The organism is Acinetobacter sp. LipI_19, assembly GCF_058242925.1.
Map to the genome: position 1 here is coordinate 2,039,600 of NZ_JBZAYK010000001.1, position 19,551 is coordinate 2,059,150.

A 19,551-nucleotide genomic window follows, 5' to 3' on the forward strand; every position below is an offset into this window, starting at 1 on the left:
TAGGATTAGACTCAATTTTCCGAATGGTTAAATTCGCATCTTTAATAATATTTTGCATTTCTTCATATTTTCTTTGTTGAGAATCCACATAAGAGAAATAGCCTAGAAATATCACACTACTTAGCACGAAAAAAGTTACAAGCTTTACCATTTCAAAATCAGATCGAGGTATAAATTCCCACAATTATACACATAAATGTGACATAAATAACATTTTAACAATAAAATTGTTTAATTAATCACTAATCTAAACTTGCACTTTCTTAGTGCATACAAAACGTTGAATTGAGTCATACATATAAAGTACTGCTAATTATCAAAATTGTGATTTAAAACATCGAATTAAATAACAATATGAAAAAACACAATAGCCCTATTCGGTGCACTCGCTAGCTAAAATATTGTTTTAGCAAAATACGCGTTGTTCTCACATGAAGCACAGCAACCTTTTTATAAAATGATCATTCTCATTGCTTAAATCGAATTCAATAATAATCTTTGAAAGCATAAAATAGTCACCAATAAGGGTTTTCACACTTTAGATTACACACCTTAAAAATAACATAAGATATTGAATTAATTAAATTTAAGTTATAAATCCAGTGGTTTAATTGCTTTTTAGAACCTTAACTTATATTACCACCTAAGGCGGCAATCAGTTGAGCTGTGTTTTTTAACTGTAATTGCTTAAGTTGTAAAGTTGCCTGTTCTGCCTGTAATCTTAAATTCTGTGCAGTGATGACTTCTAAATAGCTGACTAAGCCTGCATTATAACGTCGAGTCACGACTTGTTCATTTTCCAAAGCAATCTTAAACAATTCAAATTGTTCAGATTGTTGTTGTTTAAAACTGGATGACTGAATAAGTGCGTCCTCTACCTCTTTCCAACCCGTTAAAACAGCCTGTCTATAAGCCGCTGCTTTTTCAGTATAACTCGCTTGTGCTTGTGCAATCTCAGCCTTACGTTTTCCACCATCAAATATCAATGCCGTTGTTTGTAATCCAGTCGACCACAAGTACTGTGGTGCTTGAAACAGTTGACTCAATACGCGACTATTTAATTCACCCGTTAGGCCAATACTGAGATCGGGTAACCATGCCGTTTGAGCCAAGCCCAATTGGGCATGTGTTGCAGCCAATTCACGTTCAGCACGTATCACATCAGGACGCTGGATAAGCATCCGACTTGGTAGCTGACTTGGTAATATTGGAACTTGAAAGTACTGTTTTTGTTTGGGCAATTGAAATTGAGCAACCGTTTTACCTTGTACCACAGCTAAAATATTTTCTTGTAAATCACGTTCTCGTTGGGTTTCTATCTGCTGGATTTGCACTTGCTTGAGTTGTGTTTCAGCCTGTATCACATCCGCTCGCGCGCTCATCCCGGCAACATATTGGTTATTTAAAATTTTGACGGAACGTTGGTAGCTGTGTTGAGTTTGTTGTAAAACATCCAACTGCGCATCCAGTACTCGGATATTCCAATAGGTTTCTGTGCCCAATAATTGCTGATTAAGTTTAACTGCGGCTAAGTCAGCCTGTGAAGCATCTAAATTTGCTTGTTGCCCTTCAATCGCTTTGGCGACTCTGCCCCATAAATCAGGAATCCAACTGACTTGAACACCCGCCGTAAATCGGTTGCTTGGTGTACTACCCTTTGTTCCACTACGTTGTGCAGAACCATTTAACTTTAAACTTGGCAAACGGTTTGCGTGTTGCTGCTCAAGTAAGGCATTGGCTTGTTGATATCGTGCTTCTGCCTGTTTCAGACTCAAATTTTCTTGATTCAATTGTTGCATCAATTGACTGAGAATAGGATCTTGAAAGATTTCCCACCAAGTGTTGGCATTGACTTCTATGTTTGAGGTTTTTTTCCAATTTAAAACAGCATATTTATAATGATCATCCGTTTGAAGGATAGGCACTTTATATTCAGGCGGATGCAACACAACAGTAGAATTGCATGCAGTTAACATCAATAGAACACTAAGGCACATGACATTTTTAACGATTAAACTCTGCATTATATTTTCCTATTTACCTTAATGAAGTGCGTATTTACTTTTAAATTTCAAACAAGATTCAGCACATTTTTCCAACACCAAATACAAGACTGGCGTTGTATACAACGTCAATAATTGACCCAAAGCTAAACCACCCACAATGACAACACCTAGAGGCTGACGTAGCTCTGCCCCTTCTCCCCAGCTAAGTGCCAGTGGAATTGCACCCAGCAACGCTGCGGTATTAGTCATCAGAATTGGACGAAAACGAAGTGCTGCGGCAGACAAAATAGCCTGATATGCAGTCTTGCCTGCTCTTCTTTCCAATAAAGTAAAATCAATTAAAAGAATGGCATTTTTTACAACAATTCCAATCAATAAAAACATGCCCAAGAGTGCAATTAAGGTAAATTGGAAATTAAATAACCATAAGGTTAGCAAAGCCCCCAAAGCCACAGCGGGTACTGTCGATAAAATCGTCAATGGATGAACCAGACTTTCATAGGTAACCCCGAGAACAATATAAATAAGTAAGATCACCACACAGACAAGTAAAGGGGTCGATAAACCAGTCTGCAAACTTTCTGCCTCTACATCTTTATCTGTCATGATAAAAATTTCATTGGGTAACATGACTTCGGGTAAAACACTCCGAATAGCTACATCCGCTTGTTCATAGCTATAGCCTTGTTTAACCACATAACCAATCCCCATTGCGGCATATTGGTTGCGTCGATAAACCCGATCATTGGTGATGCCATAAGACCATGTGGCAAAATTACTCAAAGGCACTGCAATACCTTGTTGATTTGGAATACGTACATTTGCCAGCGCTTCAGGGTGTTCAGTAAAGTGTTTATCAACTTCCATCACCACATAAAACTGTTGGGTTTGATCATAAATAGTCGAAATTTGGCGCTGCGAAAATGAGTTATTGAGTACGCTTGAAATATTGTCTATATCCACCCCCAAACGACGTGCAGCTTCACGGTCAATGTCTAAAGTCACATGCTGAGCACCTTCATCGCCCATGGTTTCAACTTCTTCTAACTCTGGAAGTTTCTGCATTGCCTGAGCGACTTTAGGCACCCACTGACGTAATAACGCAACATTATCAGATTGCAGTAACAACAAATAATCTTGCCCACTTCCACTTGAAAATGGATCATCTAATTCTAGTTCCTGTTTGACTTGTGCAGAGAAAATCGCACCTGCCAACCATGGGGCATTTTTTTTAATTCTGTCTACAATTTCATGTGAAGATTTGCCATCTCGCTCTGCTTTAGGTTTTAAACTCACCATTAAAAATGAATTGGTGATTCCGCCAGCACCACCAGACGTACCAATCACATCTTTGACTGCGGGATCCTTTAATACATTTTCACTAAAGGTGGCGATTTTGGGTTGCATAATTTGAAAGGAGAAGCCATCATCCCCTCGAATAAAAGCTTCAACCCGTCCGGTATCTTGCTCAGGTAATACACGTTTGGGTAATGTTTGATACACATATACAGAGGCAGCAATTGCACCGCCCCATAGCAAAATGACCAAATAACCGTGTTTAATCATCCATTTTAGTGAATACAAATAGAGCCGACTCAAACCTTGCATACAGCGATGGCTATAGCGATACAAAGCCTGATGTTGATAACGCTCCAATGGTTTTAAACAGCGTGCGGATAAACTTGGTGTAAGGACCAGAGAGACAAATACAGATAGAATAATGATAAAAATCAAGGTTAAAGAAAATTCTCTAAACAGTCTCTCGATTACACCACCCATAAATAGCACGGAAATAAAGATCACTACCAAAGCTAAATTCATTGCTAACAAGGTCAAACCGACTTCTTGAATACCCTTTAAGGCAGCTTGTACAGGTTGTTCACCCTGTTCTATATGGCGTTCAATATTTTCCAAAACCACAATGGCATCATCAACTACAAGTCCAATCGCAACAATGACTGCCATAATTGACAAGTTATTCAGTGAAAATCCCGCGAGATAAACCAAACTGCATGCGCCAATCAAAGTCACAATCAAGGCAATACTTGGAACAAGAGCACTTTGCAGACGACCTAACATCAGAGCGACCACAATAATCACCAAAAGCATGGAAAATAATAAAGTATCTCTTGCCTCATTTAAGCCTGCCCGAATAATTTCCGATCCATCCATCACTGTGGTCAGTTGTGAATCTGCTGGAATTAATGTGCTTAACTCAGGTAGTTTTTCTTTGATCTTTTCGATTGTGGCAACGGTGTTTGCATTGGGCTGACGGCTGATTTTAATAATCACCGCTGGTTTGCCATTGTGGAAACCACTTACATATCGGTTTTCGACAGAATCCTGTACCTCAGCCACATCTTTTAAACGAACAACTGTCTGACCATTTTGATGCACGATCAAATTGGCAAAATCATCCGCTTTTTTTAAATGATTTGGAAGCTCAACTTGCCAACGTAACTGTTCAGTCTCAATTACCCCTAAGGCTTGTACTGCATTACTTTTTACAATCGCTTCACGAACTTGCTCCAAAGACACCCCTTGTGAAATCAAGGTATTTGGATTGAGTTGAATTCGCACAGCTGGCATAGATGCCCCGTCAATGACAACTTCACCAACCCCATTAATTTGCGCAAGATTTGGCTGGAGCTGATTGCTGGCAATTTCATAGAGTTTGCCCGCAGAAAGATGTTCCGAACTCAATGCCAAATAAAAAATTGGACTCTGGCTTGGATTGATCTTGAAATATTCAGGGGGGCTTGGCATTCCAGAAGGCAACTGTGACATCGCAACATTGATTGCAGCTTGGACCTCTCTGGCGGCTTCATTGATGTCAGTCTTTAAATCAAAATGCAAAACCACTTGGGTTGCGCTTTGATTACTTGAAGAATTAATCGCTTTTACCCCTGAAACGCCCATCATGGCACGCTCTAACGGCGTCGCCACAGTGGCAGACATGCTTTCAGGACTTGCACCAGGTAAACTTGCTCGCACCACAATCGTTGGAATATCTGCCTGTGGTAAAGCGGCTACAGGTAAGCGAAAATAGGCCAATATACCCAATAATACAATTGCGATCCCAAGTAAAATACTGGCAACAGGTCGATGAATAAAGGTCGAGAGAAAGGTCAAAACTCTCTCCTTGTCGTATCATGATCTGGGGGGAAATCATCTACAGTTAAATCTGAATTGGTGTGTTGTAATGAATATTGCAGACGATCAAAAAACAAATAAACTACTGGTGTGGTAAATAACGTGAGGACTTGACTTAAAATCAGACCACCCACCATGACGACCCCGAGAGGCTGACGTAATTCTGCGCCTGAACCTGACGCAAGCATCAATGGGATTGCCCCAACCAGCGCCGCGAGTGTGGTCATTAAAATTGGGCGAAAACGCATCAATGCGGCTTGATAAATCGCTTGCTGTGGTGACAATCCTTCATGACGTTGTGCAGCCAAAGCAAAATCCACCATCATGATGCCATTTTTCTTGACCAGACCAATCAATAAAATGATCCCAATCAAGGCAATCATGTCCAATGGCCGATTGACCAAAAACAATGCCAACAAAGCACCAATTGCAGCAGAAGGCAAAGTAGAAAGAATAGTTATCGGATGAATAAAACTTTCGTACAGAATGCCTAACACAATGTACATGGTCACTATTGCTGCAATCACCAACCAGAAAGTATGTTGTTGTGAGTTCTCATAAGCAGCGGCTGCACCTTGTAGTGTCACCTTTACTTCTGTTGGTAAATTTAGACGCTGTTGTATGCGATCAATCGCTTTGATCGCATCTCCGAGCGCGACCCCTGATGCAAGATTAAAAGATACCCCATTGGCTGGAAATTGTGATTGCTGTTGCAGAATAATAGGCACGCGTTTTTGCACAATATTGGCAACAGAACTGAGTAATATCGGCTCTCCACTTTTATTATGAATATAGGTTTGCCCTAAAGCATCTATACTTTGAGTGAATGTTGGGTCAAGTTCTAAAACAATACGATATTGATTAGATTGTGTGTATAAAGTTGCGATCTGGCGCTGCGCAAATAAATTTTGTAAAGCTAAACTGATATCTTCAATGTTTAAACCCAAACGTGCTGCGGCATCTCGATTGACATCAATAAATGCCTGTAAGCCTTGCCCACCGTCTTCACTGGTCACCTCTGCAAATTCAGGTTGTTGCCGTAAAGCATCAACAAATACAGGAGTCCATTGTGCTAAATCTGTCGTTTTAGCAGCGCTTATACTGAGTTGATATTGAGTTCGACTGATTTTATCTTCAATGCTCAGCTCTTGTACGGGTTGCATCCAACCTTGAATCCCTTTAACTTGAGCGAACTGTTCTCGTAGACGTGCCATGATCTGATCTACACGGTCTCTTTCAGCATGCGGCTTCAAATTAATTAAAATACGCCCATTACTTAGTTTTGGGTTATTGGTATCTATACCGATAAATGAAGACAAACTTTCCACAGCAGGATCTTTTAGGATCTGACCTGCAAGTGCTTGTTGACGCTCACTCATAGCGTGGAATGAAATATCATCGGGTGCTTGAGTGACCACTTGTATGACACCGCTGTCCTGTACAGGGAAAAAACCTTTTGGAATCATCCAATACAACAGCCCAGCTAAAATGACGGTACTCAACATCACCGAAAGTGTCAGCACTTGATGCCGAAAAACCCACTGTAAAGCTTTACCATAATGCTGAATAATGCGATCTAGACTCCAGCGACTGTGTGAACTTGAATGTTTGGTACTTTTTAATAAATATGCACACATCATCGGGGTCAATGTGAGTGACACCACCAATGAAATTGCGATTGCAGCTGCTAAAGTGACAGCAAATTCGTGGAACAGTCTTCCAACAACATCGCCCATAAACAGTAATGGGATTAATACAGCAATTAGAGAAATCGTCAGGGAAATCAAAGTAAAAGCTATTTCCTTAGACCCTTTGAGTGCTGCTTGTAATAAACTTTCTCCTGCCTCACGATGTCGTGCAATATTTTCCAACATCACAATTGCGTCATCGACTACAAATCCTGTCGCAATGGTGAGCGCCATTAAGGTCAAATTGTTGACCGAGAAGCCTAAAAAATACATCACAACAAAGGTACCAACAATCGACAGTGGCACTGCAATACTTGGAATTACGGTTGCAGATAAATTTCTTAAAAAGAGAAAAGTGACCATCACCACCAAACATACGGCAAAAACCAATTCTTTTTGCACATCATCAATGGAACTACGAATACTCTCTGTTCGATCTGTTAACACCCGAATTTCGACATTTTCAGGCAGATTCTTTTGTAGTTCAGGCAATATCTGTTTAATCTGATCTGCAACTTGAATCACATTGGCATTTGGTTGACGCTGCACATTGACTAAGATTGCAGATTGACTATCTGCCCATGCAGCCATATAGCGGTCTTCACTACCTTCGATGACTTTTGCCACATCTTTCAGACGTATCGGAGCACCATTGTTCCAGCGTAAGATTAAATTTTCATAATCTGCAATCGAACGAATCTGATCATTGGCATCCAACATTGTGGTGCGATATGGACCATCAAAGCTTCCTTTGGGTTGATTCGCATTGGCAGAATTAATTGCGGAGCGTACATCCTCAGCACTCATTTTATAAGCAGCAAGTGACATAGCATTCATTTGCACGCGTATTGCTGGACGTTGCCCCCCTGCAAGGCTCACCATCCCGACACCTGAAAGCTGAGAAAGCTTTTGTGCAACTCGGGTATCCACCATGTCGTAGACAGTGGTTAAAGGTAAAGTTTCTGAGCTGATGGCAAGGGTAATCACAGGAACATCAGCAGGATTTACTTTACGGTAAACCGGTGGTGCTGGTAGATCATTGGGTAATTTACTGCTGGCGGTACTGAGTGCTGACTGTACTTCTTGTTCAACGACACCAAGCTCTGCGCTCAGTTCAAACTGCAAGGTAATGACGGATGCCCCCACTGAACTACTGGAAGACATTTGTTTTAAACCCGCAATTTTGCCCATTTCTCGTTCGAGTGGTGCGGTGATTGTACGTTGTACTGTATCGGGATTGGCGCCAGGTTGAAAAGTATAGACTTGAATAATTGGATAATCGACCTGTGGCAAAGCAGAGACAGGTAACAATCGCCAAACCAAGAAGCCACTTAACAATAGTGCTAACATCAATAATGTGGTTGCGACTGGACGTAAAATAAAGAACCGTGAAATATTCATGATTTATCCAGCAGTTGGCTTGGCCGTAGAAATTGGCTGTTGATTCTCTACAACAATTTGAACTTCTTTGCCTTCCGAAAGACGATCAATTCCTTCAAGTACGACCTTTTCGCTACCCTTTAATCCGTCTAAAACTTCAATTTGACCATTCGAGGTCATGCCCAGTTTTAGCATCCGAATTTCGGCTTTGTTTTGCGGATTGATGATATAAACATAGCTGCCTTTTGCGCCATGTTGTAGAGCATCATTAGGGATGCTGAGTGCATTTTGAATGGTTTGAGTATTTAAATGCACATTGACAAACTGATTTGGAAATAAAACATCATCATAATTATCAAAAATTGCTTTTATTTTTAAAGTCCCTGTACTGACATCAATCTGGTTATCTATTGCTTGTACATGGCCCAGCGCAAGTTGTTTTTGTTCTGTTTTATCCCAAGCACTTACCAGCACCTTGTCTCCCTTTTTTAAGGATTGACGCAGTTTTGCTAAGTAGTTTTCTGCCACGGCAAATTGCACAAAAATTGGATGAACTTGAGCAATACTAACTAAACCAGCACTTTCATTGGCTTGAATCAGGTTACCAGCATCTTTTTGTCTAAATCCAACCCGCCCATCAATAGGTGAATAAATTTTAGTATAAGACAACTGTAGTTTTGCGGCATCCACTTGCGCCTTGTTCGCTTGTATCTGTCCTTTGAGTTGATTGACCAGAGCGAGTTGTTGTTCTACTTGTTGTTTCGCAATTGAATCTTGTTTAAACAATAATTGATAACGTTTCAACTCTGTTTCAGCATTTTGCAATTGTGCTAAGTTCTGTTGTCGTGTTCCTTCTGCCTGTGCAAGCACGACTTGGAATGGTGCGGGATCAATTTGTGCAAGGAGCTGACCCTTTTTTACGGTTTGCCCTTCTTTAAAATAAATCTGCTGTAAAACCCCAGAAACCTGACTTTGTACATTCACAATATGTGTAGGAATGACTGTACCAATTGCTTTGATGTCAACCTGTAAATCTTGTCGTTGTACTGGCACAGTTCGCACGGGTACAGGTTTACTCCATTGGCTATATTCCTCTGCGGGTTTGGATGAGGTTTTTTTCCAATAGAAGCCTGCTAGTCCGAAAATAATCAGCAGCATAAATCCAATTAAATATTTAAATTTACGGCCAATAAAACTTTTTTTGAGGTTTACATTTACAGATGGCTTACTCATAAGAACTCTTATTCATACATTCGTAGAACGATCAAAATTTACAATTACGAACCAAATAAAGTGAAATCTCACATTTATTAATTATTCATCTCATTAATAATTAAGGTGAAAGAAGGTTCAAAACAACTCAATTATTCATGTTGCATTTTGTAAGTTTTATTATTGCATTTAATAATCATTATCACTATCATTATTTTCAACACTTTCCCCACCTTAGCATAACTGTGTGTTGTTCGCTTATTAAACAGGCAAATCTAATGAATTTGAACGTACAAAAGCAACAGTGGTTTGATCATATTTATCAAGACCATCAAAATACTTTACTTCTGTGGTTCAAACATAAACTTCACAACCATCACCACTCCGAAGATCTAAGTCAGGAAGTTTTTTATCGTGCATTAAAAAGTAACTATAGTTTTGAAAATATTAAAGAACCCAAAGCATGGTTATTGGGGATTGCCAAACACGTGATTATTGATCATTGGCGCCATCAGCAAATTGAGCGCTTATATTTAGATGCACTAATACATACACCTCAGGATAGTCACCCATCTGTAGAACATACAATATGTATTCAGGAAAGTTTATACCAAGTTCATCAAACGCTAGAAATGCTCCCCGACCGGGTTGCACAGGTTTTTTTATTATCACAGATGGAAGATATGACTTACCGATCTATTGGCGAAAAACTTAATATTTCTGAAGCCACCGTTAAAAGAGATATTAAACAAGCTTTTCACGCCTGCTCTAGTATCTATAGTACAACATTTAATTAATCATCATTTTTACGTATAAAACAATTTAGTAAATTAAAATTAAATCTATAAATTCAATAAAGTATATTGCAATACTTACCCCAAACTTTTGAAATCCCTCTATTGATAAAACAAATAGTTAAAAAATATTTGTTCTTTTAACACTCTCTATCTTATTCACTCCTGTTATCTACTGTTGTTGCAACTAAATACATATCCAGTATTTAAATAATAAAAAAATGAGCTTTTTTTAAGACAAAAACGACTAAGTACATGAATATTACTCATACGAGAATCTAATGAAGGAACATCAAACTAAAGATGCTTTAGCGATTGCAATTCGTACAGCACTCTGGGGCGGATCTATTTTTCTAGTAAATGGATCTGTATTCTCAGCAATAAGTACATCTGATGGCCAAGAACAAAATTCTACTCAGCTCCCTACCATCACTGTATCGGTCAATAATACAAATAGCCTGACAACTGAAGACACAGGTTTATATACCGCAAAAGCCACCACTGCATCAACAGGCTTAGCACTCAGCCTAAAAGAAACACCTCAATTGGTCAGTGTAATCACACGTCAGCAAATGGAGGATCAAAACTTAACACAATTAACAGATGTCGTAACGCAAGCTGCTGGATTAACAATCAATCAAGGTGGAAATATTGGCTCAGATAACTCACCAATTTATGCAAGAGGTCAAACTGTAGACAACTATTTATTAGATGGTGTGAAATTACTGAATTCATATTCCAACATTTTTCAAAGTCAAGATACTGCACTTTTTGACAGAATTGAGATTGTTCGGGGTGCTAATGGTTTGATGACTGGTGCTGGTTCAGCCAGTGCCAGTATTAATATGGTTCGAAAAAAACCATTACAAGACTTTAAAGCTTCTATAAGCTCTAGTGCTGGATCGTGGGATACCTATAGAACAGATATCGATGTTTCAACACCGCTGAATCAGTCTGGGAATATCCGTGGTCGTGCCGTACTAGCTTATCAAGATGGCGACTCTTATATAGACCGTTATGCGGAAGAACGTAAAGTTGCATATGGCGTACTTGAAGCTGATTTAACAGATCGAACCAAAGCAAGTCTTGGAATTAGCTATCAAAAAATTGATATTTCAGGCATTGCTCGTGGAGGTTTGCCTTCATATTATACGGATGGTTCACAGATTGAATGGTCACGCTCTGATTCAGCAGCTGCAGGTTGGACGTATTCAGATCGATCAACGACTGGTTATTTTGCAGATATTGAACATAAATTTAACGATAACTGGAAAATCAAAGGGACGGTATCTCGAACTGAGACGTCGTCTGACGAAGTGGTCGGTTATGCATATAATAGTTCAGGAATAGATAAACAAACTGGAAAAGGTGCTTTAATTTATGCGACACGCTGGGATTATGAACCAACACAAAACTTATTTAATTTAACGCTGAATGGTTCTTTTAATCTATTCAATCAAACCCATGAAGTTGTTTTAGGTACAACCTATACCAAAAGTGAAAATCAACGTCCTACCTACTCGGGTTGGAATAATGGAATGTCTTGGAATGGAAAATTAGACAATATTTTCACTTGGGATGGTCATACACCAAGTCGACCTGAAACGATAATTGACGGCTGGTATAGTGGAAATGATAGTAGTCGTTCTATATTTGGTGCAGTTCGTTTAAAGCCATCAGACAAGGCAGCGATTATTTTAGGTACGCGCGTTGAAGACTGGAAACGTGTTGCTGTAAATCATGATAATGCTAAAAATACAACAGATATCAAAACTCATAAAGAGACTGGTGAAGTCATCCCGTATGTAGGGCTTAGCTATGATTTAACTGACAATTGGACAACATATGCCAGTTATACCAATATTTTTTCTCCTCAGGATAAAAAGACAGTTAAGGGAGATTATTTAGACCCACTTGTCGGCAACAGTACAGAAGTAGGCATTAAAGGTGAATTTTTCGATAATCAATTAAATATAGGTGCTGCTGTTTATCAAACTAAAGAAGATAATTTTGCAGTCGCTGTCCCTGAACAAGCAGATAACTCTCACATAGCTCCTGATGGATCTCAAGCATATACAGCAGAATCGGGAACAAAGAGCCGCGGTCTTGAAGTAGAAGCCACAGGAAAACTCAATGAGTTATGGCAAGTTTCAGGAAGTTTTACTCGAAATTTGTCGAAAAACAGTCAAGGTAATAGTATAAACACCAACATTCCAAATAATACTGCTAAATTATTTACCACCTATACTCTGCCTTACTTTGACAAGGCTCTGACAATAGGTGGCGGTCTACGTTGGCAAAGTGATATTTATTCAGATATAACCCTCCCTGTAAAGACTCGTTTTATCCAGAACAGTTATACTTTAGTTGATTTAATGGCACGTTATAAAATCAATGAAAATTTATTGCTGAATCTGAATATCAACAACCTGTTTAATGAAAAATATCATTTAGCGACAACCAATAGCTATTATGGTGCACCGACTAATTTTAGAGTGGGCTTAAAATACGAGTGGTAATACTAAAACCTATTTATAATTGGCTAAATATTGATTTAAATTAAAATAAATTAATAGGTTTAATCAGAGAAAGTTATCGCTAAGGTGGCTTTCTCTACTGATAAAATTATCACTGCTTAAAATACACAAAATAAAATTCTCAATTAACTAGCAGTCAACATCATCTATTGCTCATCTATTGATTTTTAATCTACCTATATGGCAGTGAACACAAGAGTATCAGTTTAATGAGAATCGTAAATTTTCTAAGCTGCCTATATGGCAATGAACCAATGGCAAGCAAATGAAGGCATGACCTTGATTTTCTAAGCTGCCTATATGGCAGTGAACATGTGCAGTAGTAGTTATGCTGAAAAGATAATTTTCTAAGCTGCCTATATGGCAGTGAACTACATAATCAGTCATGTCTATTTTCCTTGTCTTTTCTAAGCTGCCTATATGGCAGTGAACTACAAATTGGTGTACCTTTTAAACAGTATCAATTTCTAAGCTGCCTATATGGCAGTGAACTAATGAAAGATTTTTATGAATCATTTACTTTTTTTCTAAGCTGCCTATATGGCAGTGAACTATTTTTTCATGTCTAAACTTTTTATCACATGTTTCTAAGCTGCCTATATGGCAGTGAACTTACAACTGATTTACAGCCTGCTTTAGTTGCGTTTCTAAGCTGCCTATATGGCAGTGAACATATGGATACATTACAAGATTTAGGCGTTATCTTTCTAAGCTGCCTATATGGCAGTGAACATCAACAAATTCGAATTAAAGCAGCAGTTGAATTTCTAAGCTGCCTATATGGCAGTGAACAATAATTTTAAATCAAAAAACACTCTGATAACAGCAAGTTAATTATAAAAATCATAAAATACCAAAGTTTTTTACAATATATATAACCACTTGATTTTATTAAACTATAAGAGTGTAAAAAAATATTAGGGTAAATTTTTGATATGAATAAAAAACATAGCAAAAAAACCATCCGCAGATGGTTTTTTAACACATGATCTATTATTGAAGTGAAGTCTGTCTTCACTTCAATATAATTGATTAAAATTTAAAGGTTGCACCTACAAATACTTTTTGACGTTCAACGAAGTATGCATCTCTACCATTTGACAACTTTTTATCAAGTAAATTAGTAAAACCGCCACGTACAATAAGCTTATCATTGACTTGATAATTACTTGCTAGATTTACGATCGTATGTGGTTTTTGCATCGTAGGGGTAGCGCCTTTATCGGTCAAATATTGTTTACCCAAATATTGTGCGGACAACTCTAAATTGAGTGGATCGGTTGGCTGCCAATTTAATGCGGAATTCACTGTTAATTTTGAAGTAGTCAGTAAAGTTGCACCAGTATCTTCATTTTTTGCTTTTAAGAAATAGGTAGCATTATTATTCCATTTTAGATTATCTAAAACTGGGAAATTTACAACCATTTCGATACCACGTGTTACCGCTTTTTGAATATTTTCATTACGGGTAAACCAAATACCACCTTCGTGACCTAATGGTGAATAAGCGATTTTATTTTTAAAATCTGTATGGAAAAGTGTCAAACCTAAGTCCGCACCAGAACCAGTATAATTCACACCAATTTCATAGTTTGTGCTTTCTTCAGGTTTTAAGTTGGGATTACCTGTCATATAGCAACCACCGCCTGTATAGGTATCTGGTTTTTGCTTACTGTCATACCAAGTTTTACCTTTTAAACCATTACAGCCATTCCCGCCAGACTGAGTAGCTCCACCAGGAGATGATTCTTTCACTGTTGGTGCTCTAAAGCCTTTTGCGACCCCACCTTTAATTACCAGATCATCTGTTAGACTATAAACTAAATAACCTCGTGGACTATGATGTGCACCGTATTTATCATCATGATCTAAACGATTCCCTACGGTTAATGTCAAATTATCCAACAATGAAATATTGTCTTCAAAAAATAATGCCCAATTCTTATTATTCACTGTAGGATCGGTATAACTTTTCCCATCCCAACTCCCTCCTGGTAGAGTGCCAATCGTGTCAGTATTGGTTAATTCTTGTTTTTTCCATTGACCGCCAACAGTTAAGACTTGCTTAAACATTGCCTCAAATGGCATGGTTAAACTACCTTCAACAATCATTTCATTTGATTTAGTTTTAGAACCAAGCACACTTGAATCATAGTCATTGTAATATGCACTTAATTTAGATTTACCAATTGCCCACTCGCCATCATGCGATATGCTATATGAGTTATGTTCTAATTTATTTGCGCCCCAACTGGTCTCCTGCTCAGCACCTGTTGTGGCGTTAATTTGAGAACCCTTTTCATTCTTTTGAATACTATGCCCCGCTTCAAAACTGAGTGAGTGTTTATCTGTTGGCTGATAATGCAACATCGCATTGTAGTTTTGATCTTGAGAACCTGTGGTCCCATTTCCTGCTTTATATTTTTTATCTGCCTCTCGCTCAGTCATCCCTGCTGTCAAGCGCAGACCTAAGGTATCCGTTAATGGGCCAGCAGCCATGATGCCTGTTTGTAAAGATGTACCTAAATCAGAAGAGGTCGTTGGCTGAGTATAATTTAACGTAACATTACCACCCCAAACACTAGGAATTTTCTTGGTAATAATATTAATTACTCCCCCCATTGCATCTGAACCATACAAAGAAGACATTGGACCGCGGACAACTTCAATTCTTTCAATCATATCAGGAGTAATCCAATTTAAATCCTGTCGACCTAAATCTGGACGATAATTTGTATCTCTTGAAGACCCGATGCGTTTGCCATCAACTAAAATCAGCGTGTAATTATCTGGTAAACCACGTAATTTAATCTTAGAACCTTCGCCTGAGGGACTAATTCCACCCGTTACCCCCGGGACTTTACTTAATAATTCTCCAAGACTCCCCACTGGTTGTTTTTCGATATCTTCGCTTGTAATAACACTAATACTTGCTGGTGCTTCTTTAACATCTACAGCTTGACTACTCGCAGTCACCACAATTGTTTTTAATTTTGTCGCATCTTCAGAAGTATCTTTTGCATATGCGGAAATTGACATTGCGGTGAGTATTGAAATTGACAGTGTCTGGAATCTTAATTGTTTATTCATGTTAATACGCAACTTAAATACGGAGGAATTGTGAAAGAATTGTTGCGTATTGTATTTGAGCAAAACTTCAAATGCAATTACTAATAATAATAATTATCATTTATATATTTTTAACTTGAGGTAAATTTATGCAAATACTCTTAATCTAAAATACATGAAAAGTATTTTTTTAAAGACCAAATTCAAGAAGTAGTTTTGTAAAATTGAATTCAAAAATTTCTTTTTAAATGTCCTTTTTATAGCTTTCTTTTTCTACAAAAAAGAAAGCTTACAAGCCATAAAATGCTTGTAAGCTCTCTTTTACTTATTTGCTGAATATCATCAAGCTCAAATTGGTCAGATTTAAAGAATAAAATACATTAAAAATTTATAAATATCAGAATCTTCAATAATTAGTGCAACGTTTTTGATCAATTTTACTCAATTTCTTCTAATTCAATATTAATAAGACACACTTTTCCCCAAAAAAGCATAGTCCTATTTATTGATAAAATAGATAAACTAAAATTCTTACTTTTTGGGTAAATTAGGTTTCGTTGCGTAATCTACACCATGCTTTTCTAAATACTCACGAATTAGTTGGCGAACCACTTGTGAAGGCTTTAGATCTTGACGATTGCACAATTCTTCAAAAGCTTCCTTTTTGTTCGGGTCTATCAAAATAGTTAATCTTGCTGTTTTATTTTCCATATCCCCAATCTCTTAATTTATTTAGAAATAGAATTCTAATAACATTTATGAGATTTTCAATGATATTTTTTTATTTTATAGTATTCATATTTATAACTTTACATTCATAGACTTAACTCGACTATTTCACTCAAGTTTCAACGTCTTTAGATAACCTATATTCGGGCTGTATTTATATGTTAAATATATTTTCTAATTTCTTAGTATTGATGACTTAAAATGGCTATTACATCGTATCAAATATAATAGCCAATCAATGTTTTAAGAAAAATCTAACTCTTTTTCAAAAATACGAAGCTCATGTCTTGCCATCGCTAAGTTCGATTTTTGGCGATCTAATACCAGATATAAAAATAAATCGCTATTCTTTTCAAGTGGTCGTAATAAATGGTATTGCTTCCCAAGTGTGATCAAAACATCATCAATCGTATCTTGCAAATTTAATGCTTTTGCTGTTTTAATTTTTGCTCTCAAAACTTCCGTATTTCCCGCAGCAGCAAGTTCTAAATCGATCCCCGTTCCTTGAGCGGCAAGTGATAATCCACTGGTATAGTCTACAAGTGCTGCTGCTGTGAATCCATCAATTTCCGCTAATGGATTTAAGTCAATTTTAGCCATTATTTTTAACCCCTTTATTTAATATAAGATGATTTATATAGATTTATAACGCTCTATAACAACATAAAAATATCATAAAATGATAATAAAATATTATATTATTATAATAATATGTAATTTTTTTACTGTTTTTCAGCACCTTGACATACAAAAACCCTCTTATGAGGGTTTTATCAAATTTTTAAATTTCGTTAGCTTAGCGCTTTATCAAAGCTTACACTCTATTTCAGATCACAATATTCCACTTGATCGAATCATATCTAAACCTTTAGCTAAGTTTATAATTTTATCTGTTCTCTTTTGATTGACAAATAGTAGAAGAGAAATCTGAAAAAGACTTCAATTCAAAAATTTACTTTGGATTTTTAACATTCACTCACCGCCCCCATACCATTGTGAAAATAAAATAGCCAGAAGCGCTATTGTTTAAACCACAAAATTAGTCGTCACTCTGCTTGAATGATATTTTCATTTGTTTAAAAACCAAGCCAGATGCTATAAAACCGAGGCATCCAATAACGATAAACTCAACAATAGCTTCGATTAAACCTAGAACAAAAAAAACTATGGATAAGACTACCGATACAGTAAAAACGATCTTCCCAAACATTAGAATTAAGCCACTTTAAAGATCAATGTAAATTTAACTATAAAATCATAGTATATAAGTTTTATGAAATTAAAAAATTAACGATAAATTTCTGTGTAATCTTGACTGTACTTAGCTCAACGGCTGTCTATGTTCTCGAATTGTAGTCTTGCTTTAATCCCCGTAATTTTTAGATAAAAGGTCCTGTTTTTTAAAAGAAATCTGAACAAATTATCAACTAATTAAATTTAACTATCCATCAACTATTTTTAAATTAAGTTATGAATTTGGCAGATCTACTCTTTTGGAGATGGAATCCCTAAGTTTATATCGATCAACTGCGATACAAATATTATGCGCAAGCTGAAGATACGCCAAAGTTAGAATACGATATCGGCAATAACTGCAGAATCAAGATAAAAACTCTTTTGTATTTTTAAGAATTTAAATGCACTTTTCATGTAGTACCACATTAATGATCAGGAAATTATTGATCTTGTCATGATAAAATCATTTTTTAAAAAGTAATTCAAAAATCGTTTGGAAGAATTTTTCATGAAACTTATAGTAATTTTATCTACTTTTATGGTTTTACTTTCTGGTTGTGCTGCAATGAGTGTTGAACAATGTAAAACTGCGAATTGGTTTAACGTTGGTGAAAAAGATGGCGCTGCTGGAAATAAATCCCATATAGATAAATACTATTCTTCTTGTAAAAAAGCCAATATTATTCCTAGTCAAAATCTTTATGAAATGGGTTATCTAAAAGGTTTAGAGGCTTACTGCCAACCTGAAAATATCTTTTACGAAGCTTTAGAGGGGCGCGGTAATTTTCGAGTTTGCCCGGCAGAGAAACGCGAATCCTTACGTCATTATTTTCAAGTCGCCAGTAACTTTTACTATGCGAATACAGAATTTAATACTTCACAGAATAATATAGATTACTATCTTGGAAAATTAGACAGTAAAGATCTGTCTAACAAAGATCGTGATGACTATAAAAAGAAATTATCTGACCTCCGAAGCAATAGCAGTCAAGTACGCTCACGTTACCAAGATGCGCTTCGGAATCTAGAACGTTTTAAAGCAGAACATCATCTATATTAGATTTAAACAAAATCACAGACATATACTCACTGATGATTGCAAACGCCGCTTGGAATAAATCATTCAAATAAAAAAGCCCCACATCACTGTGAGGCTTCCCCTTAATTTTTGCGCTGATTAAGGATTATTGTATGTTTATTCACTATAATGAATTAACAATCACAGTTTTACTAAATAACGTGAAATGTGTCAATTTAAAACATAAAATAAGCATGTTTTACAGCTATTCACCGTCATTCATTGATACAGACTTGTTTTCTTAATGGACTATCTTGAGGAAGATCGCCATTAGACGAACCAATACCATGCGTAATACCATTTTCATCATAAAATGACAAATATGTATAGGTTTTATTTTCATCACAGTCTAGATAAGTGATCATTTTCATATATTTAAAAGAATTACCCTGCCTATCCTTAGCAATTCTCAACATAACTGCTTTATATTTAAATTGGTCCAATTCTGGCTCTCTTTTTACAAGAAAAAGGGATTTTTTAATTTTAGATGTATGCTTATCATCTAGCTCTTTTTTAAACTTTTTAATATCTAATTTTTCTTCAAGAAAAGTTGGTTTTATTGGATCAGCAAAGCTAAACTTCGAATTCAATATAAGAAACGCCAAGACAAATTTTTTCATCATTGATTTAAATGTCATATGCAAAGAAGTTTAATCTCATAAATTAAAG

Annotated in this window: 11 protein-coding genes and 1 CRISPR repeat array; of the genes, 3 read left to right on the forward strand and 8 right to left on the reverse strand. The window is 36.8% G+C overall.

The window, feature by feature from the left end; all coding sequences use genetic code 11:
• Positions 1–626: 626 nt before the first annotated feature.
• The 4 genes from AC4CVF_RS10070 to AC4CVF_RS10085 are packed head-to-tail and all read right to left on the reverse strand — an operon-like array spanning position 627 to position 9,460.
• Positions 627–2,024 carry an efflux transporter outer membrane subunit gene (locus AC4CVF_RS10070; RefSeq protein ID WP_490789345.1) on the reverse strand — a complete coding sequence of 466 codons (1,398 nt, stop codon included), beginning with the start codon at positions 2,022–2,024 and terminating at the stop codon, positions 627–629.
• Between the two features lie 18 nt (positions 2,025–2,042).
• Complete coding sequence (locus AC4CVF_RS10075; RefSeq protein WP_490789346.1) at positions 2,043–5,138, reverse strand: efflux RND transporter permease subunit; 3,096 nt, start codon at positions 5,136–5,138, stop codon at positions 2,043–2,045.
• Entirely contained in the window at positions 5,135–8,248 is a 3,114-nt protein-coding gene (locus AC4CVF_RS10080; protein ID WP_490789347.1) for a multidrug efflux RND transporter permease subunit, read from the reverse strand. Before AC4CVF_RS10080 ends, AC4CVF_RS10075 begins: the two co-directional genes overlap by 4 nt.
• Positions 8,249–8,251: 3 nt before the next feature.
• Positions 8,252–9,460 carry an efflux RND transporter periplasmic adaptor subunit gene (locus AC4CVF_RS10085; protein WP_490789348.1) on the reverse strand — a complete coding sequence of 403 codons (1,209 nt, stop codon included), beginning with the start codon at positions 9,458–9,460 and terminating at the stop codon, positions 8,252–8,254.
• A gap of 257 nt (positions 9,461–9,717) precedes the next feature.
• On the opposite strand from AC4CVF_RS10085, the gene AC4CVF_RS10090 reads away from it, so the two are divergent.
• Both AC4CVF_RS10090 and AC4CVF_RS10095 read left to right on the forward strand, forming a co-directional pair.
• On the forward strand, positions 9,718–10,236 hold the full coding sequence (locus AC4CVF_RS10090) for an RNA polymerase sigma factor (protein WP_419820533.1): 519 nt from the start codon (positions 9,718–9,720) through the stop codon (positions 10,234–10,236).
• A gap of 278 nt (positions 10,237–10,514) precedes the next feature.
• The gene (locus tag AC4CVF_RS10095) at positions 10,515–12,752 is read left to right on the forward strand and encodes a TonB-dependent siderophore receptor (RefSeq protein WP_490789349.1); all 2,238 of its coding nucleotides are present in this window, start codon (positions 10,515–10,517) and stop codon (positions 12,750–12,752) included.
• Positions 12,753–12,934: 182 nt separating this feature from the next.
• Positions 12,935–13,564: direct repeats of the CRISPR family, unit length 30 nt; unit sequence TTTCTAAGCTGCCTATATGGCAGTGAACTA.
• 238 nt (positions 13,565–13,802) lie between these two features.
• Here the strand turns inward: AC4CVF_RS10095 and AC4CVF_RS10100 are convergent.
• The 3 genes from AC4CVF_RS10100 to AC4CVF_RS10110 form a co-directional block, all read right to left on the reverse strand.
• Positions 13,803–15,860 carry a TonB-dependent receptor domain-containing protein gene (locus tag AC4CVF_RS10100; protein WP_419820535.1) on the reverse strand — a complete coding sequence of 686 codons (2,058 nt, stop codon included), beginning with the start codon at positions 15,858–15,860 and terminating at the stop codon, positions 13,803–13,805.
• A gap of 510 nt (positions 15,861–16,370) precedes the next feature.
• Positions 16,371–16,550 (reverse strand): ribbon-helix-helix protein, CopG family, encoded by a 180-nt coding sequence (locus AC4CVF_RS10105; RefSeq protein ID WP_336953158.1) that lies wholly within the window; start codon positions 16,548–16,550, stop codon positions 16,371–16,373.
• Positions 16,551–16,811: 261 nt separating this feature from the next.
• Positions 16,812–17,168, reverse strand: a complete 357-nt coding sequence (locus AC4CVF_RS10110; protein WP_336953159.1) for a roadblock/LC7 domain-containing protein — start codon at positions 17,166–17,168, stop codon at positions 16,812–16,814.
• A 1,144-nt stretch (positions 17,169–18,312) separates the two neighbouring features.
• Between AC4CVF_RS10110 and AC4CVF_RS10115 the strand changes: the two genes are divergently transcribed.
• Complete coding sequence (locus tag AC4CVF_RS10115) at positions 18,313–18,864, forward strand: DUF2799 domain-containing protein (RefSeq protein ID WP_419327369.1); 552 nt, start codon at positions 18,313–18,315, stop codon at positions 18,862–18,864.
• 233 nt (positions 18,865–19,097) lie between these two features.
• Here the strand turns inward: AC4CVF_RS10115 and AC4CVF_RS10120 are convergent, their stop codons facing one another.
• Positions 19,098–19,505: a hypothetical protein gene (locus AC4CVF_RS10120; protein ID WP_336953162.1), complete on the reverse strand. Its 408-nt coding sequence runs from the start codon at positions 19,503–19,505 to the stop codon at positions 19,098–19,100.
• Positions 19,506–19,551 lie beyond the last annotated feature (46 nt).

Bases quoted from the DNA above. Each gene is read 5' to 3' on its own strand.
- AC4CVF_RS10070 (WP_490789345.1), bottom strand. From the start codon at position 2,024: ATGCAGAGTTTAATCGTTAAAAATGTCATGTGCCTTAGTGTTCTATTG.
- AC4CVF_RS10080 (WP_490789347.1), bottom strand. From the start codon at position 8,248: ATGAATATTTCACGGTTCTTTATTTTACGTCCAGTCGCAACCACATTA.
- AC4CVF_RS10085 (WP_490789348.1), bottom strand. From the start codon at position 9,460: ATGAGTAAGCCATCTGTAAATGTAAACCTCAAAAAAAGTTTTATTGGC.
- AC4CVF_RS10090 (WP_419820533.1), top strand. From the start codon at position 9,718: ATGAATTTGAACGTACAAAAGCAACAGTGGTTTGATCATATTTATCAA.
- AC4CVF_RS10095 (WP_490789349.1), top strand. From the start codon at position 10,515: ATGAAGGAACATCAAACTAAAGATGCTTTAGCGATTGCAATTCGTACA.
- AC4CVF_RS10100 (WP_419820535.1), bottom strand. From the start codon at position 15,860: ATGAATAAACAATTAAGATTCCAGACACTGTCAATTTCAATACTCACC.
- AC4CVF_RS10105 (WP_336953158.1), bottom strand. From the start codon at position 16,550: ATGGAAAATAAAACAGCAAGATTAACTATTTTGATAGACCCGAACAAA.
- AC4CVF_RS10110 (WP_336953159.1), bottom strand. From the start codon at position 17,168: ATGGCTAAAATTGACTTAAATCCATTAGCGGAAATTGATGGATTCACA.
- AC4CVF_RS10115 (WP_419327369.1), top strand. From the start codon at position 18,313: ATGAAACTTATAGTAATTTTATCTACTTTTATGGTTTTACTTTCTGGT.
- AC4CVF_RS10120 (WP_336953162.1), bottom strand. From the start codon at position 19,505: ATGATGAAAAAATTTGTCTTGGCGTTTCTTATATTGAATTCGAAGTTT.